This is a genomic window from Aquamicrobium terrae, from assembly GCF_052978165.1.
In genome coordinates, this window is sequence record NZ_JBRKLZ010000001.1 from 2,140,654 (window position 1) to 2,159,466 (window position 18,813).

16 protein-coding genes and 1 tRNA gene are annotated in these 18,813 nt (G+C 67.8%); 7 read left to right on the forward strand and 10 right to left on the reverse strand.

Going from position 1 to position 18,813, the window contains the following annotated elements:
* Nucleotides 1–282: 282 nt before the first annotated feature.
* On the reverse strand, nucleotides 283–3,564 hold the full coding sequence (locus tag ACVCNR_RS10660; RefSeq protein ID WP_447074750.1) for a PAS domain S-box protein: 3,282 nt from the start codon (nucleotides 3,562–3,564) through the stop codon (nucleotides 283–285).
* 248 nt (nucleotides 3,565–3,812) lie between these two features.
* Here ACVCNR_RS10660 and ACVCNR_RS10665 point away from each other — a divergent pair, with 248 nt between their 5' ends.
* The 3 genes from ACVCNR_RS10665 (at nucleotide 3,813) to ACVCNR_RS10675 (ending at nucleotide 5,318) form a co-directional block, all read left to right on the forward strand.
* On the forward strand, nucleotides 3,813–4,262 hold the full coding sequence (locus ACVCNR_RS10665) for a phasin (protein WP_447074751.1): 450 nt from the start codon (nucleotides 3,813–3,815) through the stop codon (nucleotides 4,260–4,262).
* Between the two features lie 266 nt (nucleotides 4,263–4,528).
* A tRNA-His gene (locus ACVCNR_RS10670) sits at nucleotides 4,529–4,605 on the forward strand.
* Nucleotides 4,606–5,012: 407 nt separating this feature from the next.
* Nucleotides 5,013–5,318 carry a hypothetical protein gene (locus ACVCNR_RS10675; RefSeq protein WP_354198186.1) on the forward strand — a complete coding sequence of 102 codons (306 nt, stop codon included), beginning with the start codon at nucleotides 5,013–5,015 and terminating at the stop codon, nucleotides 5,316–5,318.
* Nucleotides 5,319–5,464: 146 nt separating this feature from the next.
* Here ACVCNR_RS10675 and xseA read toward each other — a convergent pair whose 3' ends face one another.
* Both xseA and ACVCNR_RS10685 read right to left on the reverse strand, forming a co-directional pair.
* Nucleotides 5,465–7,057 (reverse strand): exodeoxyribonuclease VII large subunit, encoded by a 1,593-nt coding sequence (xseA, locus tag ACVCNR_RS10680; protein ID WP_447074752.1) that lies wholly within the window; start codon nucleotides 7,055–7,057, stop codon nucleotides 5,465–5,467.
* A 63-nt stretch (nucleotides 7,058–7,120) separates the two neighbouring features.
* Nucleotides 7,121–8,077 carry a LysR substrate-binding domain-containing protein gene (locus ACVCNR_RS10685; protein WP_354198190.1) on the reverse strand — a complete coding sequence of 319 codons (957 nt, stop codon included), beginning with the start codon at nucleotides 8,075–8,077 and terminating at the stop codon, nucleotides 7,121–7,123.
* 187 nt (nucleotides 8,078–8,264) lie between these two features.
* Between ACVCNR_RS10685 and ACVCNR_RS10690 the strand changes: the two genes are divergently transcribed.
* The gene (locus tag ACVCNR_RS10690) at nucleotides 8,265–8,546 is read left to right on the forward strand and encodes a DUF1127 domain-containing protein (protein WP_447074753.1); all 282 of its coding nucleotides are present in this window, start codon (nucleotides 8,265–8,267) and stop codon (nucleotides 8,544–8,546) included.
* A gap of 91 nt (nucleotides 8,547–8,637) precedes the next feature.
* On the opposite strand, the gene ACVCNR_RS10695 is transcribed toward ACVCNR_RS10690, so the two are convergent.
* A complete protein-coding gene (locus ACVCNR_RS10695; protein ID WP_447074754.1) occupies nucleotides 8,638–9,576 on the reverse strand; it encodes a DUF937 domain-containing protein in 939 nt (312 codons plus the stop codon).
* Between the two features lie 66 nt (nucleotides 9,577–9,642).
* The gene (locus tag ACVCNR_RS10700) at nucleotides 9,643–11,016 is read right to left on the reverse strand and encodes a glutamate--cysteine ligase (protein ID WP_447074755.1); all 1,374 of its coding nucleotides are present in this window, start codon (nucleotides 11,014–11,016) and stop codon (nucleotides 9,643–9,645) included.
* A 229-nt stretch (nucleotides 11,017–11,245) separates the two neighbouring features.
* On the opposite strand from ACVCNR_RS10700, the gene ACVCNR_RS10705 reads away from it, so the two are divergent.
* On the forward strand, nucleotides 11,246–13,231 hold the full coding sequence (locus ACVCNR_RS10705) for an AI-2E family transporter (RefSeq protein ID WP_447074756.1): 1,986 nt from the start codon (nucleotides 11,246–11,248) through the stop codon (nucleotides 13,229–13,231).
* Between the two features lie 7 nt (nucleotides 13,232–13,238).
* On the opposite strand, the gene ACVCNR_RS10710 is transcribed toward ACVCNR_RS10705, so the two are convergent.
* Together ACVCNR_RS10710 and ACVCNR_RS10715 are read right to left on the reverse strand one after the other, a co-directional pair.
* Nucleotides 13,239–13,973, reverse strand: coding sequence for a 16S rRNA (uracil(1498)-N(3))-methyltransferase (locus ACVCNR_RS10710; protein WP_447074758.1), 735 nt, complete (start codon nucleotides 13,971–13,973; stop codon nucleotides 13,239–13,241).
* Nucleotides 13,974–14,004: 31 nt separating this feature from the next.
* Nucleotides 14,005–14,643, reverse strand: a complete 639-nt coding sequence (locus ACVCNR_RS10715; protein ID WP_447074759.1) for a hypothetical protein — start codon at nucleotides 14,641–14,643, stop codon at nucleotides 14,005–14,007.
* Nucleotides 14,644–14,734: 91 nt separating this feature from the next.
* Between ACVCNR_RS10715 and ACVCNR_RS10720 the strand changes: the two genes are divergently transcribed.
* Together ACVCNR_RS10720 and ACVCNR_RS10725 are read left to right on the forward strand one after the other, a co-directional pair.
* The gene (locus ACVCNR_RS10720) at nucleotides 14,735–15,433 is read left to right on the forward strand and encodes a type 1 glutamine amidotransferase (RefSeq protein WP_354198203.1); all 699 of its coding nucleotides are present in this window, start codon (nucleotides 14,735–14,737) and stop codon (nucleotides 15,431–15,433) included.
* A 272-nt stretch (nucleotides 15,434–15,705) separates the two neighbouring features.
* The gene (locus ACVCNR_RS10725) at nucleotides 15,706–15,846 is read left to right on the forward strand and encodes a hypothetical protein (RefSeq protein WP_447074760.1); all 141 of its coding nucleotides are present in this window, start codon (nucleotides 15,706–15,708) and stop codon (nucleotides 15,844–15,846) included.
* On the opposite strand, the gene ACVCNR_RS10730 is transcribed toward ACVCNR_RS10725, so the two are convergent.
* The 3 genes from ACVCNR_RS10730 to ACVCNR_RS10740 all read right to left on the reverse strand — a co-directional run bounded on the left by ACVCNR_RS10730 (nucleotide 15,819) and on the right by ACVCNR_RS10740 (nucleotide 18,636).
* Nucleotides 15,819–16,610 (reverse strand): metallophosphoesterase, encoded by a 792-nt coding sequence (locus ACVCNR_RS10730; RefSeq protein ID WP_447074762.1) that lies wholly within the window; start codon nucleotides 16,608–16,610, stop codon nucleotides 15,819–15,821. The genes ACVCNR_RS10725 and ACVCNR_RS10730 overlap by 28 nt on opposite strands.
* A gap of 3 nt (nucleotides 16,611–16,613) precedes the next feature.
* A complete protein-coding gene (locus tag ACVCNR_RS10735) occupies nucleotides 16,614–17,753 on the reverse strand; it encodes an alpha-hydroxy acid oxidase (protein WP_447074763.1) in 1,140 nt (379 codons plus the stop codon).
* Between the two features lie 100 nt (nucleotides 17,754–17,853).
* On the reverse strand, nucleotides 17,854–18,636 hold the full coding sequence (locus ACVCNR_RS10740; protein ID WP_447074764.1) for an FCD domain-containing protein: 783 nt from the start codon (nucleotides 18,634–18,636) through the stop codon (nucleotides 17,854–17,856).
* Nucleotides 18,637–18,813: the final 177 nt, after the last annotated feature.

An 18,813-nucleotide genomic window follows, 5' to 3' on the forward strand; every position in this document is an offset into this window, starting at 1 on the left:
CCCGATAGTTACGGGCGAGTTAAGGGAGAAATCCCGTTCGGCAGCGCCCCCGCGTGGAACGGAATAGTCCCTGCCCGTTGTGACATATTCAAATTCAGGCGCCCTCGGGCGCCTTTCTTTTTGCCTGAAGGGTAGCAGCGCCTTTGCCGGTGCGCCAGTTGCTGCCCCTCATCTCCCTGCCGGGACCTTCTCCCCGCTTGCGGGGAAAGGGTAAGGGTGAGGGGCAGCTTTCGTAAAAACCTGTAATGCTTTGGATATTTGCGAGACTGCGAAACGGCCGGCCTATCCCGCCAGCACCCGGACCGAGGGGAAGGCGATCTCCACCAGCGTGCCTTCGCCCGGCGTCGAAGTGATGGTGAAGCGGGCGCGGTTGGCCTCGACCATGGCCTTGGTCAGCGGCAGGCCGAGGCCGGTGCCGTCGCCACGGGCGCGCTTCAGCGCGTTGACCTGCTTGAACGGCTTCAGCGCCTGCTCGATCTCGGCCTGGGTCATGCCGATGCCGGTGTCGCGCACCCGCATCACCACGTCGCCGGAGGGCTCGTAGGCGGTCGAGACGATCACCTGCCCGCCGGCCTGGGTGTAGCGGATGGCGTTGGAGAGGATGTTGAGGGCGATCTGGCGCACGCTGCGCAGGTCGGCCACCACGTCGGGCAGCCGCGAGGCGAAGCTGGAGCGGATGATGACGCGCTCGCGGTTGGCCTGCGGCTGCATCAGCGCCACCGTCTCGGCCAATGTGTCGTTGAGCGACACCGCCTCATAGTCCATCTCCTGCTGGCCGGCCTCGATCTTGGAGATATCGAGCAGGTCGTTGACTAGATCGAGCACATGGTTGCCCGAGCGGTTGATGTCGCGCAGATAGTCGCGGTAGCGGTCGTTGGCGATGGGGCCGAACTTCTCGTCCACCATCAGTTCGGAAAAGCCGATGATGGCGTTGAGCGGCGTGCGGATCTCGTGGCTGATGCGGGCGAGGAAGTCGCTCTTCTGCGATGAGGCCCGCTCGGCCAGCGCGCGGGCCTGGGTCAGGTCCTCCTCGGCGCGCTTCCATTGGGTGATGTCGCGCACCACCGCGCAGAAGCCGCTGTCGCCCGGCAGGCGGCCGATGGTCATGAACAGCGGGATGAAGCGCCCCTGTGATTCGCGCCCGATCACCTCGCGCCCGTCATTGAGCACGCTGGCGACGCCCGGCTCGCTGAGCCCGGCCAGATAGTCGCGCGCCGCCCGCTGGCTCTCGATGGCGAACAGCGAGGCGAACGGCTTGCCGGCCACATCGTCGCTGTCGAAGCCGAACAGCGCCTCGGCCGGCCGGCTGATCGAGCGGATGCTGCCGTCGCGGCCGATCAGCACCACGCCGTCGGTGGCGGTGTCGATGATGGTGCGCATTTCGCTGATGCGCGCCTTGAGCTCGGCAATGTCGGCCTGGGTCGCCGCGCTGGCCGCCGGCGGCAGGACTTCGGCCTGCGGCCGGTCCAGGTCCTCGCCGGCGCGGCGCAGGACCAGCAGGAGGGCCGCGCCGTCCTGCCAGGGCACCGAGCGCAGGATCGCCTCGATGGGAAACTCGCTGCCGTCGCGCTTGCGCAGGAACAGCGCGTGGCGCACCTCGTCCCGGCCGTTCGTGCCGGCATTCCGCTCCGCATCCGGCTCGTCGGCATGGGGGTCGATGAACAGGGTGTCGAGGCCGCCCGCCGCCTCCAGCTCCTCGACCGTTTGGTAGCCGGTGAGATCGAGGAATTCGGCATTGGCGTAGTGCAGCGCATCGCCGGAATGGATGAGCACCGGCACCGGCAGGCGGGCGAGGATGGTGGTGTCGGGCGCCTGCCTTGCGGCCGCGAAGGCCGACGGGACGAAGCCGGCCCGCTGCAAGGGCGGGGCGAACGCGGCCGGTTCGGCCTGTCGAGGCCGGATTTCCTCTTCGGCCGGAAGAGTGCCGTCCGGTTCGACGGGCGCGACATCGTCGCCGTCCAGCCTTGCATCGCGGAAATCCGCGTTCGTGAGGCTGTCGTCGTCCTCGTCCTGCACATAGTCGAGCAGGGAGCGGTTGGCCGGTTGCCCGGCCTTGGGTGACGCCTCGCGTTGCTGTTCGGGCGGGGCGGGGCGTGCCGGCTTGCCGGCGGCGGACGCGCCTGCATCGGCCCCGCTGTCCTTCCTCAGCCGTTCGGCGATCTCGCGGAAGGCGTTGCGCTCGCTCGTCGACAGCGTCCTGTCGTTGGCGGGCGGCTCGTGCACCGGCGGGCGATGCTCGGCCAGCTTGATGACCTTGTCGGTGAAACGGCGTTCCGGCCGCGGCGAGATGCTGAGCGCCGGCACCTCACCGTTGAACGGGTCGGCCGGCTTGTCCTCGTCTGCCGCAGGCGCCGGTTCCGGCGCGTTGGGCACCAGCGCCAGGCCGATCCTTTCCGGATCGGGCCGGGCCTCGGCCATGCGCACCACGCCGAAGCCGCGAAAGCCCTCGAACTCGCGCTCGCGGTTGTAGACGGGCAGCGCCGCCAGATCGACGGGTGCCCGCAGTTCGGTGCCGGCGATCGGCCACAGCACCGAGCGGCCGGACCAGGTGTCGCGGCGTTCGAGCAGGTCGGCCACCTCGCCGGCCGGGTCGAAGCCGAAGGCCGTGGCCACTTCTCGGAAGCGGCGGCCGATGACGTCGGCCGCAGGTGCGCCCACCGCCGCCGCGAATTCGTCGGACAGCATGCTGAAGCGGCCCTGCGCATCGGTACGCCAGACGAAGCGGACCGGCTGGGCCTCCGCCCGGGGCCGCTCCTGCGGTTCGCGCAGATCGGCCGGGGGCGCGCTGTCGGGCCATGCGGGCGGCGGTTCCGGCCCGTCTTCATGGCTGAAATACCAGTGGTCGTGGTGGCTGCCGGCCTCGTCCCGCGCGGAGCGTGCAGCGGAGCCCCGTATCGTTTCGGCATCCGCGACGCCCTCGTCGACCACCACCAGCAGGTGGCGCACCGGCTCGTCGCTGAGGCGCGCCATGCCGGCCGGATAGGATCTTGCGCCGGCGCTGATCAGCCGCTTGACCATGCGGTCGCGCTCATGCGCGACATCCTTGACCAGCGCCGCAAGGGTGGCGGCCGGGATTGCGAGTTCGGTGAAGCCGGCGGAGCTCGCCTCCACCCTGCCGTCGCCGTCGATGAAGGCCAGGAACTGGGCGTTCTCGTCGAAGCCTCCGAGCGCGCGCGGGTCGGGCGCCGCCGCATCGGAAACGATGGGCGCCACCAGCAGCAGCGCCTTTTCGCCGTCCGGCATCGTCACGCCGCTGGCCAGCAGGGGTGTGGCCGCGCCGCTGACCCCGCTCGTCAGCCGTACCAGCAGCGGACGGTCGCCGCCGATATCCGGATAGCCCGGCGTGGCCGCGATCTGGCGGCGGGCGACGGCCGGCAGGCCGGCTTCGGCGCCGATCGCCGCATCCACCTGGGCATGCCCGAGCAGGGCGGCGCCCGGCCCGTTGGCCCACAGCACGCGTCCGAGATCGGCGGCCAGGATGACCATCGCATCCCCGACGGCAAAGCGCTGCCGCACCGTGTCGAGCACGGCGACGTCGAGGAAGGAATAGGTTGCGGGCGGCATGTGCTTGACCAACCCTCATGGCCGACTGGTTGTAATTAACGCTTTGTTAGTAAAAGGCTTGCGCGCCCGCGTCCACAACGCACAGGCTGCAAGCGCGGGAATCCTGCCTGTGTGGTTAACACGGCGCCCGATTTTATGCTGCATTGCAACAGCAATATTGCATTGCACAAAAATTGTGCTATATGGATAGGTGACAGATGAAACCCGTTGGCGTCGAGTCAAAGCCCCCCTATCCGAAAGGATCGAAAATGACCAAGACCAAGACCGCAGAAACCGTTGAATTCCCGACCTTCGATGCGTCCAAGACCGCCGATCGCGTCCGTGATTTCGCCGAAAAGGGCATCGAGCAGTCCAAGGAAGCCTATAGCAGGCTGAAAACCGGCACCGAAGAGGCCCAGAAGGCCCTCGAAACCACTTATGAGGCCGTTCGCGCCAGTTCCAGCGACCTGTCGCTGAAGACGATCGCCGCCATGCGCGCCAATGCCGAGGCCGGCTTCGCCCACCTCGAGGCGCTGGTCGGCGCCCGCTCGCTGTCGGAAGTGGTGGAACTGCAGAGCTCGTTCCTGCGCCAGCGCTTCGAAGAGAGCGTTGCCCAGGCCAAGGATTTCCAGGCCGTCACCGCCAAGGCCGTCGAAGACGTCTCCCGGCCGATCAAGGCCGCCGTCGAGAAGTCCTTCAAGGGCGCCAAGGCCGCCTGACCTGCTTGTCCTGTGGCCGGTTTCCTCCCGGCCGGCCGCGGGACATTCATGACGGCAAAACGAAACTGGCCGGCCTCCTCCCGCCGGCCTTTTTTCGTTCAGGCCCGTGCCTGAAGCCGGAAGCATCAATCTCTTCACGGTGCGTGATGTTTTCCGGCTCATATGGCTTGAATTAGACTCCATTAGACCTTATTGACGCTTCGCCGGGGCTGAAGCCGTTCCGCCGGAAGCGGAAGGCGGATGCCGAGGCGGCCCCATGGCCTTGTGCCGTTGTAGCTCAGTTGGTTAGAGCGCCGGATTGTGGATCCGGAGGTCCCTGGTTCGAGCCCAGGCAACGGTACCATCTCCCCAATGCATAGGTGCCATGCTCCCACGGCAGTGGGAATCGCCGTTCCGCTGTTGCAGCATTGGAGGCCAGCGCCTAGATTAGGAGACGATCGCTCCCTTGCGGAGGGACGAAGCATCGAGGCGAAAGCGGGTGCTTGAACAACGAGACAGGTCGTCAACATGCGTCCATCGGGGTGCGCGGCGATCGAGTGACCGACGTTTTGCCGGGATGGCCTTGCCTTCACTATGATGGAAACGCCTCACATGAAATGTGGAAAAGCCGCTCCTTTTCCGGCCTCTGTGGCCGGCAGTGCCGCTGTCTGACGCGCGGCAACGCAGAGTGATGAGCATCCGGCGCGATTTTGAGCTACCGACCCTTTTGACTGCAACGGAACCGGATCAGAAGATACGGGGTACGCAAGAATGAGTGAACAGGCGATCAAGTTCCTGCAGGAATGGATCGGCGAGAAATGCCAGGCGCCGGCCATGCCGGCCCGCATCGACGAGCAGGCGCACACCCTAGCCCGCGAATGCACCAAGGAAGCGGCGCAGGCCGGCATTCCGCTCGAGGATATTCAGGAAGAGGTCGGCGATATCCAGGAACTGATTGCCCTGCATCTCGAGGACGCGGCCGAGGCGGACGGGCCGGAACCCCAGGGTTCTACGCTGCCCACAGACAAGCAGCCTGACAGCAAGGCGCAGGCCGAGACCGGTCCCGGTAACGGCTAGAGCATTTCCGCTTCTCTCCGAATCGCGAAACGCTCCATCTTTTATCTTTACGCAATTCCGGACGCAAAACCGCACAGCACTTCTGCTGGAATTGCTCTGCCGTCTCACGCGCGGGTCGCATACAGGCCGGCCCCTTCACGGAATCTTCAGAACAGGGAACCCTGTCCGCCGGGATCCTTCGGCTTCGGCGCCGGACGCGCGCGGGCTGGCTCCGCCGGGGCGGTCTCGCCGCTGCCGGCCACGGCCTTTGCCGGCCCGTCGGCGAAGCGCAGTTCCAGGTTCTGCCCGGGCCGTATATCGGCCGCCCGCCGCACCAGCGCGCCCTGTTCGTCCAGAACCAGTGCATAGCCGCGTTCGAGGATCGCCTGCTCGGACAGTTTCAGCGTGGTCAGCAGCCGGTCCGCCTGGATCAGGCGGGCGCGCAGCCGGTCGAGCCGCACGGCCATCGCCTGGTCGCCGCGCCGGGAGAGGGCCGCCAGCGTGTCGGCCTGCAAGCGCTGGCGCCGCAGGATCGGCGCCGGTGTCAGCCGCCCGGCGGCGCGGCCAAGGCGCATGCGCCGTTCCCGCACCACGGCGAAGTAGGCGGCCTGGGCGCGAGCCATGTCGCGGCCGATCAGCAGGCGGGCCTCGTTCATGCGCCGCGACAGGGCCGCCGGCGTCAGCCGGATCGCCGCAAGCCGCGCCTTCTTGCGCTCGACGCCCACTTCCAGCGCCCGCTGCAACCGGCTTTCCGCCTCGTCGAAGCGACGCCGCTTCAGTCCCAGCAACTGGTCCGGCGAGGGCAGGGCGCGGGCGGCGGCCCGTATTGCCTGCCGGTCGCGTTCCAGCCGGCGCGACATGCACGCTTGCAGCCGCGAGGCCAGTGCCGCCACCGTCGCCTCCAGCTCGGCCCGCACCGGCACCGCCATCTCGGCGGCACCCGTGGGTGTCGGCGCGCGCACGTCGGCGGCAAGGTCGATCAGCGTCCAGTCGGTCTCGTGGCCGACGGCCGAGATCACCGGGATCTGCGAGGCCGCCACGGCCCGCGACAGCGCCTCGTCGTTGAAGCCCCACAGGTCTTCGAGGCTGCCGCCGCCGCGCGCCACGATCAGCACGTCCGGCCGGCGGATCGCGCCGTCCTGTGGCAAGGCATTGAAGCCGGCGACGGCCGCTGCCGCCTCGGCGCCGGAGGTTTCGCCCTGCACGCGCACCGGCCACACGATGACATGCAGCGGAAACCGGTCGCGGATGCGGTGGAGGATATCGCGGATCACCGCCCCGGTCGGCGAGGTGATGACGCCGATGACCGAGGGCATGTAGGGCAGCCGGCGCTTGGCAGCCGGGTCGAACAGGCCTTCGGCGGCCAGCCGGCGCTTGCGCTCCTCCAGCAGCGCCATCAGCGCGCCGGCCCCGGCCGGCTCCAGATTGTCGATGACGATCTGGTATTTGGACGAGCCCGGATAGGTGGTGAGCTTGCCGCTGGCCACCACCTCCATGCCCTCCTCAGGCCGGAACTTGAGGCGGGACATGGTGCCCTTCCAGATCACCGCTTCCAGCCGGGCGCGGTCGTCCTTCAGCGCGAAATAGGCATGGCCGGAAGAATGCGGTCCGCGGTAGCCGGAAATCTCGCCGCGCACCCGCACATTGCCGAACACGTCCTCGACGGTACGCTTGAGCGCGCCGGAAATCTCGCTGACTGTGAATTCGGCGGCGTTGCTGCGCGATGCGCTGCCGTGTGATTCGGGGACGGTTTCGCTCATGGGCAGATAGGGCAGCTTCCGGCGCGCCCGGTCAAGGCGCGCCCGGCATTGTCCGCCGTTTCCTCACCAGCCGGGCAGGATCGTGGCCGGCTGGCCGCGCCGCGCCCGGTTGAGTGCCTGTGCGGCAAAGCCCAACCCGGTCGTCTCCTCGATGCCCGGCACCGAGATGTTGTCGAGGCTTTCGGCGATGTGGCGGGCCAGCGCATCGACGATCTCCGGCTGCTCGGTCTGGCCGCGCATCAGGCCGATGCGGCAGTCGGGCAGGGGGCCGAAGCCGTCCGCCTCGCCCAGCACCCGCATGCCGGGCCTGAGCGCGCATTCCGGCAGCACCGAGATGGCAAGCCCGGACAGCACCGCGGCGGCGATGACGGTGGCCGAGAAGCTGGTGAACAGGATGCGGTATTCGCGGTTCATGCCGTCCAGCACATCGCAGGCGGCGCGTCGCCACACGCAGTTCGGCCGGCCGAAGGCCATGGGCAGCACCTCCTGCTCATGGGTGGCGTGGTTGACGGAGCTGACCCACAGCAAGGGCTCGCGCCGCACCACTTCCGACTGGCCGCGCGCGTCGTTGTGGGTGACCAGCGCGATGTCGAGCTGGCCGCGCTTGATCTGGTCGACAAGGCCGGGCGTCGGCTCGCACACCACCGTCAGCTCGACGCGGGGGTTGGAGCGCGAGAAGCGCGCCATGATCTCGGGCAGGAAACGGTCGGCATAATCGTCCGGCGTGCCGATGCGGATCGTGCCCTCCAGCCGCTGGTCGTCGAAGGCGGCCAGCGTCTCGCGGTTGAGGTAAAGCAGCCGCCGCGCATAGGAAAGCAGCCGCTCGCCCTCTTCGGTGAGGCGGTTGGAGCGCCCCTCCTTCTCGAACAGCGGCTTGCCGATGCGCTCTTCCAGCCGCCGCATCTGCATCGACACCGCAGACTGCGTGCGGTGCACTTCTTCGGCGGCGCGCGTGAAGCTGCCGGTGTCGGCAATGGTGATGAAAGTCTGCAACTGGTCGAGGTCGAGCGGCGGCTTCATCGGCATACCCATCAGCAGAGTTGATCCTAAACATTAAAAACATTCGTTGGATTAATCAATCTGTCGCTGGCATGGTGCGCAGGCTCATAGAAATGCCCGCAACTGGAAACGAGTGCGCATCGGCCGCCTCGCGTCGCCTCCCACGGCGCGTCGTGTCGCCGTTTGCCGCACGGCTGAGGAGAGTGAGATGACTGCCTGTGACTGCGCCGCCGAGACCTCACGCATTTCCACGCGTCCGGCTGCCCTGACCCGTATCGGCCATGCCACCCTTCGCCTCCTGAAGCTGTGGCGGAACCGCCGCGCCTTCCGGCGCCTGTCCGAGCTGACCGACCATGAGCTTGCCGACATCGGCCTTGCCCGCGCCGATCTCGACGTCGCGCTCGGCGCTTCGCCTTCCGATCCGACCGCGCGGCTGATGGCCATCGCCGATGCGCGCGCCGGCCTGACGGGCGTTGCGAAATCCGTCTGAACTTCCCTCGCAGGCGATACCCATCCGGTCCCCTCCGGCCTGCCTGCAACCTCGCCCGGTCCGTTCTGGACCGGGCTTTTTTCATGTCGGCCTACCGGTTGCGGTCCATGCCGCGCAGGAACTGGTCGAAGACCGATTCGACGCCCTTCTGGTAGTCGTCGCGCTGCGGGCGCCCGGTTTCGAACATCTGCCCGAACAGGTCGTCATACGGGTTTGTGGGTCGCCCGCCGGGGTTCGCCTGGCGCTGCTGCTGCCGGGGCTGCGGCTCGGGTTCCGGGACGGTCCCGCCCGTGCCGCCGCCGAGCATATCCTGCAGGATCTTGCCCCACGGGGTGTCGCCCAGCGGGTTTTGAGCCGGGTCCCCCGTCGGAGTCCGGGGCTGCTGGCGGGTTTGCGGGGACGGCTGCGCGCCGCCGCCGAACATGTCCTGCAGCACCTTGCCGAAGGGCGTGTTGGCGAACGGGTTGTCGCCGAACGGGTTGCCGGCACCGCCGCCCTGCGGCGCCTGTCGTGGCTGCGGGGCCGCCTGTCCCGTGCCTGCCTGCTTCATCATCTCCTCGATGATCTGGCCCAGCGGGTTGTTGCCGAAGCCGCCGGCGGCCTGCATCTGGCCGGTCGACTGCTTGAACAGGCCGCCCATGATCATCGAGGCGATCACCGGCAGCATCTGCTGCAGCAATTGCTGGCCGAGGCCGGTGGCCTGCGCCGCCTGCGCGGCAACGGCGCGCGACAGGTCCTTGGAGCCGAACAGATGGCCGAGAATGCCGTTGCCTTCCTCCACGCCTTGCGGCGAGAAGGCGCGGCTTGCATCCTCGAAATATTTCGCGTGCTGGCCGCTGGCGAGCGCGTTGAGGAAACCGCCGAGGCCGTAGGGATCGGCGGTGTTGCGCTTCAGCCCCTGCGAGAAGGCCGGCAGCAGCGCCTCGACCGCCGCCTGGGCCTGTTCCTGCGACAGGTTGAACTGCCTTGCCAGCGCTTCCATGCCCTGGCCGTTCTGGGCCCGGGCCAGCATGTCGAACAGGTTCTGCATCTTCGCTCCTCCAGCCTGTGCGTGGGGGCGAAGCCTAGAGCCTTTCGTCCTGCTGTTGAAGCTAAATCAGTAGGCGTATTCGAGGAACGCCGGCTCGATCGAGCCGCCCCAGCGCGTATGGTAGGCCGACAGCATCTCCTCGGCGCTGGTGGTGCCGCGGCTGACCACCTCGTCCAGCGTTTGCAGGAAGGAGGTCTCGTCATAGCCGTCGCGGTTGAGGCGGGCGCGGTTCTTTAGGCCGAGCCGGGCCAAAGCCAGCACCTCGCGGCCGATCTCGCGCAGCGTGGTGTTGCGGAACGGCGCGCCGATGCCCTTAGCCGGCACCGCGTCGCGCATCGCCACCACTTCCTCGTAGGTCCAGTTCGAGGTCAGGGCTTCGGCCGCCGCCAGCGCTTCCTCGTCATAGAGCAGCCCGACCCAGAAGGCCGGCAGGGCGCAGATACGCCGCCACGGGCCGCCGTCAGCGCCGCGCATTTCCAGGAAGCGCTTGAGCCGCACGTCGGGGAACACGGTCGACAGATGGTTGGCCCAGTCGCCCATGGTCGGCAGGCCGTCGGGCAGTTCGTTGCGGGCGGCACCTTCCATGAACTGGCGGAAGGTCATGTGCGTCATGTCGTGATAGCGGCCGTCGCGGATGACGAAATACATCGGCACGTCCAGCGCCCATTCGACATAGTCGGCAAAGCCGAAATCGGGCGCGAAGCAGAATTCGGGCATGCCGGCGCGCTGGTTGTCGGTGTCGCGCCAGATTTCGCCGCGCCAGCTTTGCAGCCCGTTGGGCTTGCCGTCGGTGAAGGGCGAGTTGGCGAACAGCGCCGTCGCCAGTGGCTGGAGCTTCAGCGAGACCTGCATCTTGCGGCGCATGTCGGTCTCGCTGTCGAAGTCGAGATTCACCTGGATGGTGCAGGTGCGGTACATCATGTCGAGGCCGTGGCTGCCGACCTTGGGCATGTAGCGCGTCATGATCTCGTAGCGCGACTTGGGCATCTTCGGCGTTTCGGCCAGCGTCCATTTCGGGCTGCCGCCGAGGCCGAGGAAGCGGATGCCGAGCGGCTCGGCGATCTCGCGCAGTTGTGCCAGATGCGCGTTGCCCTCGCGGCAGGTCTGGTGGATCGTCTCCACCGGCGCGCCCGACAGTTCGAACTGCCCGCCCGGCTCCAGGCTGATGGCGCCCTGTCCGGTCGGCTCGACCAGGCCGATGATGCGCCCGGCATCCAGGATCGGGTCCCAGCCCAGCCTGTCCTGCATGCCTTCCAGCAGGCTGCGGATGCCGCGCTCGCCCCCGTAGGGCACCGGCGCGTGGCCGTCGACATAGAAGGGGAACTTCTCGTGCTCGGTTCCGATGCGCCATTTCTCGCGCGGCTTGCAGCCGGCGGCCAGATAGCCGACCAGTTCGTCCAGGCCTTCTACGGGGCTGAAATCGGTCGTGTCGCGCGCCATGAAAACCTCGTTGCCGTGGCCCCTCGGGAGAATTGCCGGCTAGTTGGACGATATGCCCCCGCCCGATCAAGCGAAAACTGTAGAGCCATGCATCAACGAAACTGCACGCAGCGTGAAGCCGCATGAAAAACGGCCGGTTTCGCCGCCGGATGGCGGGAACCTTGGCCAGCCTGCGGCATTTCCTGCAGAATGCGCATGACAGGCGCAAGACAAGGTGAGGGAATCTGCCATGGCCACAACGGATGAAGCAGCGGCGAAGCGTCCGGCGCGGGCGGCCGTGACGGCCGATGGCGACTATTCGCGCCCCTTCGTGCCCACCGCCGTCACCATGGTGGGCGTCACCGCCATCCTCTATCTGGGGCGCGAGGTGTTTTTGCCGCTGGCCGTCGCCTTCCTGCTCACCTTCGCCCTGGCGCCGATGGTTTCGGCGCTGCGCAAGCGCTCGGTGCCCAAGGTGCCGGCGGTGATCCTGACGGTCGTGCTGGCCTTCATGGCCATCGGCCTGTTTTCCTTCGTCGTCGCCACCCAGGTGAGCACCCTGGCGCAGAACATTCCCACCTATCAGTCCAACATCCTCGACAAGGTCCGCGCGCTGCGCGAGGTCGGCGCCAATGGCGGCATCATCGACCGGCTGTCCAGCGCCGTCGAGCGCGTCGGCGCCGAGCTTCAGCGCGGCACCCAGACCGCGCCGGCGGCCGAGCCGGAGACGCCGCCGCGCGAGCCGCTGCCGGTCGAGATCGTGGCGCGCCAGAACCCGATCGAGACGCTGAAGAACGTCATCGTGCCGCTGGCGGCGCCCTTCGCCACCGCCGGCCTGATCATCGTCGTCGTCATCTTCATGCTGCTGGAGCGGGAGGATCTGCGCGACCGCTTCATCCGCCTCGTCGGCTACAGCGACCTGCACCGCACCACCGAGGCCTTGCAGGACGCCGGCAAGCGCGTCGGCCGCTATCTGCTGATGCAGCTCGTGGTCAACACCACCTATGCCGTTCCGATCACCATCGGCCTTTGGCTGATCGGCATTCCCAACGCGTTGCTGTGGGGCCTCTTGGCGCTGGTGCTGCGCTTCGTGCCCTATATCGGTCCGGCCATCGCCATGATGCTGCCGCTGCTTCTGGCGCTGGCCGTCGCCCCCGGCTGGTCGCTGGTGCTGTGGACGGCGGGCCTGTTCCTGGTCATGGAACTCGTGTCCAACAACATCTTGGAGCCGTGGCTCTACGGCTCCCGCACCGGGCTGTCGCCGCTCGCCATCATCGTGGCGGCGATCTTCTGGACGTGGCTGTGGGGGCCGCTCGGCCTGGTGCTCTCCACCCCGCTCACCGTCTGCCTCGTGGTGCTCGGCCGGCATGTGCCGCAATTCGCCTTCCTCGACGTGCTGCTCGGCAACGAGCCGGTGCTGGAACCCCATGCGCGGCTCTACCAGCGCCTGCTGGCCGGCGACCCCGACGAGGCGACCGACAATGCCGAGGAGTTCCTGGAGGAGCAATATCTGGTCGACTATTACGACCGCATCGGCATTCCCGCCCTGCTGATCGGCGAAAGCGACCGCCAGCGCGGCGTCATGAGCGACGAGCAGCGCAAGCTGCTGGCCGCCAGCGCGCTGACGCTGGTCGAGAACCTGGAGGACGTCGCGCAGGAGGAGGAGGAAGAGGACGACGAGGAGGACGAGAAGGCCGAGAAGGATGCCGGCAAGGCCGAGAGCGCGCCCGCCGAAGAGGAGGAGGACGCGATCGAGACCCCGGACCTGCCCGATGGCGAGGGCCATTCGCTGCTGTGCCTCGGCGGGCGAGGTGAACTGGACGATGCCGCCGCCGCCATGCTGGCCCAGGTTCTGGAAGTGCAGGGCGCCGAGGCGGCGACCGGCGCCCACACGGCGCTGGAGGGTCGCGCGGTCACGTCCCTGCCGCTCGGCAAGGTCGACACTGTCATCGTGGCCTTCCTCAATGCCGGCTCGCAGGCGCATGCCCGCCATGTCGTGCGCCGGCTGAAGCGGGCGAAGTCCGGCCTGCGGGTCGGCATCTTCGTGCCGCGCGCGGAAGGCGAGAGCGCCACCGTCAAGGCGGACGCCATCAGTGCCGATTTCGTCGCCGGCTCCATTGCCGAGGCCGTGACCTCGGGTCTCGAGGACAAGCCGGCCGTGCGCCTCAAGGCGGCGCCGGCCCGTCTTTCGCGCAGAAGGGCACGGCCGCGCAAGCCGGCCAGCGCCGCGGCCTGATCCGCCCTTACCAGTCGCCAATCGTCGCCTGGATCACCGCCAGCGCGGCCACCGCCGCCGTGTCGGCGCGCAGGATGCGCGGCCCCAGCGGAATGGCGGTGACGAAGGGCAGGGCCCGCAGCATGCGCCGCTCCTCGTCGGAGAAGCCGCCCTCCGGCCCGACCAGCAGGCCGAGGCTGCGTTCGGCAATGGCCTTGAGTGCGGGCACGGGATTGTTGGTGGCGGCGTCCTCGTCGCAGAAGATCAGTCGCCGGCCGCCATCCCAGTCCGACAGCAGGCGTTCCAGCCGCACCGTCTCATGCACCTCGGGCACGGCGAGGATGCCGCATTGCTCGGCCGCCTCGACGACATTGGCGCGCAACCGCTCCAGCCCGAGCTTCGGCACCTGCGTGTGCTGGGTCACGACCGGCTGCAACGCGCCCGCCCCCATCTCCACCGCCTTCTGCACCAGATAGTCGAGGCGGCCCTGCTTCAGCGGTGCGAAACAGTAGACGAGGTCGCACGGCGCCGGTTGCGGCCGTTGCAGGCTGCGAACCTGAAGCCGCACCGCCTTTTTCCTGATCGTCGCGACGGAGGCTGACCACTCGCCGTCGCGGCCGTTGAATACGAGAAGCTCCGCCCCCTCGCCGAGCCGCAGCACATGGGCCAGATAATGGCTCTGCTGCGGATCGGCCTCGATCTCGACCCCGGCGGCGAGGTCGCCGGGCACGAAAAGTCTTTGCAGTCGGTAATTGGCGCGCATGGCCGACTGATGCGGCAGGCGCGCGGACGCGTCAAGCCGTGGCCGACGGATGCCAGACCGGCCGGTAGCCGGCGCCCAAGGCCGCGACGCTGGCCGGCGGGGTGAGCAGGAACACCCTTTCCGTCACCGGAGGCCGAACCGGCACATAGCCGGCAAACGACCACTGGAACAGATTGCCCTGATGGCGGGTGAAGCATGCCTCGCCGTCGCAGAACATGGCGCCTTCCGGCAGGGCGTCGGCTTCGGCGCGGGTCAGGGGTGCCGGGGTTCCGCCGCTGGCCAGCCTTTCGCCGTGCAGGCGTGCGTCGAGCTGCGCGGCGCGCGGACCGGCGATCCGGCAGGCTTCGCCGAACCGGGCAAGGAAGTCCCTGGCCCGTTCGCGCCGGCAGTAGAAGCAGGGGCGGTGGCCGGCGGCGAGCGCCGTCACCTCGTCGAGGAAGAATAGTTCGGTCCAGCCGGCCTTGCCGCCCGGGCCGTTGCAGCCCATCGGGTCGCGGCGCCGCTCGCCGAAGTCGCATTCGCACACGATCCAGGCCCTGGTCGTCCAGCGGCGGCCGAGCAGGCTTCTGGTGTCGGGATCGTGGATGATGCCGCGGTTGCCGGTGAACAGCCCGCGTTCGGGCACGGCGTGCAGGGCACCGAACGGATCGACGCGGTTTTGCAGTGGCATAGCGCTTTCCCGAGGCTGGAAGCAGGCCGAGCTTTGCCTGCCTCGGCCGGCCATGGTATCGCTTGCCGCGCCTTTGTCACGGGTGGATATCATGCGGGTACTTGTCGTCGAGAATTTCGAGAACGCCGGCCTTGGCCAGATCGGCATCGCCATCGCCGAAGCCGGCGGCGAGATCGACCTGCGCCGGCCCTATGACGGCGACACCTTGCCCGCGACCGCCGGGGATCACGATGCGCTGGTGGTGCTGGGCGGTGCCCAGAATGCGCTGGCCGACGATGTCAGCCCCTATTTCCCGGCTCTGATCGACCTCATCCGCGATTTCGAGGGCAAGGACCGCGCCATTGCCGGCGTCTGCCTCGGCAGCCAGTTGATCGCCCGCGCCTTCGGCGGCGAGAACCGGATCGGCGGCGCCAGGGAGTTCGGCTGGCAGCCGGTCGAACTGACCGCCGATGCCCGCGCCGACGCGGTGCTGGGCGCTTTGCCGCAGAGCTTCCCCATCTTCCAGTGGCACGACGACACCTTCTCGCTGCCGCAATCCGCGATCCGCCTCGCCGGCAGCCAGGTGGCGGAAAACCAGGCCTTCCGCATCGGTCGCGCCGCCTATGGCTTCCAGTTCCATTTCGAGGCCGATACCGGGCTGGTGCGGCAGTGGAGCGAGTTGTTCTCGCCACTGATCGCCGAGCGCCGGCCCGAATGGGCGCAGGTTCTGGAGGACGAGGTTGCCCGCAACGGCGTGCTGGCCGATTCCGCCGGCCTGTCGATCGCCCGCGCCTGGGTCGCGACCATCTGACTTTTTGCCCGGGCGGCGGGTTGGACCGGCTCCGGCCTCGCCCGTCAGCGGCCGCATGCGTGACAATTTTGGCACGCTTCGGCGAAACCGCTGTGGATGGCTGCTTTTCGCCTTGGCCCGGCCTCGCCCGCCCCCTAGAACGCCGACCGCAACGGCGCGGCAGCGGGCACCACAAGCGGTATTCCGGCGGCTGATCGAACCCTTCCGGGGCTTTCGCGTTTCAATGCAATGGTAATCATGTTCGTGCAGGATGCCGGAAGGTACAATCCGAGATGACCTCAGTGAAAGCAGCCCTTCTGACCTTCGCCATGCTGTCCGCGCTCGCCATCGGCGGGGCCGGGATCTATGCGGCCGACGCCGCGAGAGGTCATGCCGTGACCGACGGCTATGGCGTCACCGCCGCGCTGGACTGAGAAACCCCTTCCTTTGTGACCGTCAGCAGGCGCTTGGCGCCCGCCTCGACCGCCATGGCGCTGAGCCGTCCGGTATAGTAGGCTCCGGTGTCCAGGTTGACCCGGTTGGGTTTCACCTCGACAGCCGCCACCGGTGTGTGGCCATGCACGATCACCTTCGGGTAGAGCCCGCTGTGGTGGTGGAATTCGCCGCGTATCCACACCAGATCGTCGCGTGATTGTCGCTCAAGCGCGATGCCCGGCCGCACGCCGGCGTGGCACAGGAAGAAGTCGCCGCATGCGAAGGACGTGGTGAGCGAGCGCAGCAGGTCGATATGGGCCGGCGGCATGGCCGCAAGCAGCGCCGCATGGAAGGCGCTCAGCGCGGCCTGGTCCTCCACCGGAAAGCCGAAGCGGGACCAGTGGACGCCGTAGGAGGCCGCCGTCTCGATGCCGCCATTAGTCATGAACAGCCCGTAGGGCTCGGGCCGGTCGATGAATTCGAGCAGGCCGAGATCGTGGTTGCCGGCCAGCAGCACGTTGCGGGTATCGCGGGCCTGTGCCTCGGCCAGGAACGCCAGCACCCCCTTGGAATCGGGGCCGCGGTCGGTGTAGTCGCCCAGGTGCACGACGCGCCAGTCCGGCGGCGCGTCGGCCTCGATTTCCGCCGCCACATGGCGATGGAAGGCCTCAAGCAGATCGAGGCGGCCGTGGACGTCGCCGACCGCGTAGAGGCGCAGGCCTTGCGGCGCCCGCGCATGGGCAAGATCGACGCCGCCGTCCATCCGTCAGCCCCGATGGAGCATGTCCTTGCCGACATCCTTGATGTCGCGCCTGCCGCACAATGCCATGGTCGTGTCCAGTTCCTTGGCGATGATGTTCAGCGTTGCCGTCACGCCCTTCTTGCCCTGCGCGCCCAGCCCGTAAAGGAAGGGGCGGCCGATGAACACGCCTTTGGCGCCGAGGCAAAGGGCCTTGAGCACATCCTGCCCCGAGCGGACGCCGCCGTCCATGAAGACTTCGATTCGGTCGCCCACCGCATCGGCGATGTCCTCGAGCACGGAGATCGAGGACGGCGCGCCGTCGAGCTGGCGTCCGCCATGGTTGGAGACGATGAGGGCGTCGGCGCCGGTCCTGGTGGCGAGTTCCGCGTCCTCCCGGTCGAGTATGCCTTTCAGGATCAGCTTGCCGCCCCAGCGCTGCCGGATCCATTCCACGTCGTCCCACGACAGTTGCGGATCGAACTGGTCGGCGGTCCAGGACGACAGCGACGACAGGTCGCCGACGCCTTTGACGTGGCCGGCGATGTTGCGGAAGGTGCGGCGCTTGGTGCCCAGCATGCCCATGCACCAGGCCGGCCGCGTCGCCATCTGCCAGATGTGCTTGGCTGTGAATTTCGGCGGCGCCGACAGGCCGTTGCGCAGATCCTTGTGGCGCTGGCCGAGGATCTGCAAGTCGAGCGTCAGCACCAGCGCCGAGCAGTTGGCGGCCTTGGCGCGCTCGATTAGGCTTTCGACGAAGCCGCGGTCGCGCATCACGTAGAGCTGGAACCAGAACGGCTTTTTCGTCACCGAGGCCACGTCCTCGATCGAGCAGATGCTCATGGTCGACAGCGTGAACGGCACGCCGAATTCCTCGGCCGCCTGCGCCGCCAGCATCTCGCCGTCGGCGTGCTGCATGCCGGTGAGGCCGGTGGGGGCCAGCGCCACCGGCATCGCCACCTCCTCGCCCAGCATGGTGGACTTGAGCGAGCGGTTCGTCATGTCGACCAGCACCCGCTGGCGCAGCTTGATGTCCGCGAAATCCGCCTCGTTGGCGCGATAGGTGCCCTCGGTCCACGAGCCGGAATCGGCATAGTCGAAGAACATCTTCGGCACGCGCCGCCGCGCCATGCGCTTGAGGTCGTCGATTGTCAGCGGTTCAGCCATGAACGGTCGGTCCTTCTCGTATTCTGTCCGGCTTGTTGAGGCAGATGGCGACGCGTGGGTCCCCATCGCAGTGGTGGTGTCGATGGCAGGAAGGCCGATCCTAGGTCTCGCCCGGATCGGTGCGCTGCTGCAGCCTGAGCCGCGAAACGCGGCGCCAGTCGCCGGCCCGTTCCGCCTGCGTGGTGATCTGTTCGACATACAGGATATGGTCCATGGCCGCCTTGCGCGCCGCGGCCGGATCGCCGGCGGCGATGCCGGCGTGGATGGCGCGGTGCTGTTCCAGCAGCGCCTCGCGCGCGCCGGGCTGCGTGAACACCAGAAGACGGTTGTGGAACACGTCCTCCGACAGCAGCCGGTAGCAGGAGCGCAGCGTGTGCAGCAGGATGATGTTGTGGGCGCATTCGCCGACGGCGTGGTGGAACTCGACGTCGACCTCCGCTTCCGTCTCGAAATCGGCGTCGCGATGGGCGGCGTCCATGCGCGCCATGATCGCGTCGAGCAGGGCAAGGTCGTCCGCCGTCGCGCGCCGGGCCGCATATTCGGCCGCCACGCCCTCCATCTCGCGGCGATATTCGAGATAGTCCGACCCCGCCTTGCGGTGGTTGGAGATGAGTTCGATCACCGGCCGGGAGAACACCTGCCCGATCACGTCGGCCACGAAGGTGCCGCCGCCATGGCGGGTGAGCAGCAGTCCGCGCGTCTCCAGCGCCTTCAGCGCGTCGCGCAGGATCGGCCGCGAGACCTCGAACCGGCGCGCCAGCTCGCGCTCGCCGGGCAGCCTGTCGCCGGTGCGCAGCACGCCCTCGAGGATCAGGCTCTCGATCTGCTGCACCACCTCGTCGGCGGTGCGCGAATGTTCGATGCGCGTGAAGATTTCTGTCACTTGTATGCCCATGAAAGGAGCGATGAGCGCAAAACATAGCGGCAACCGCCAAAACTGGTCAATTAATTTATCCAGTTTGGACCGTGTGTCCGGATCGCCCTGCACGCATAGATCGTTTGCACGGGGCGCGGAACGGTTTTAAACGGCTCCGATGTGCCAGTTTTGGGGATGATCCGC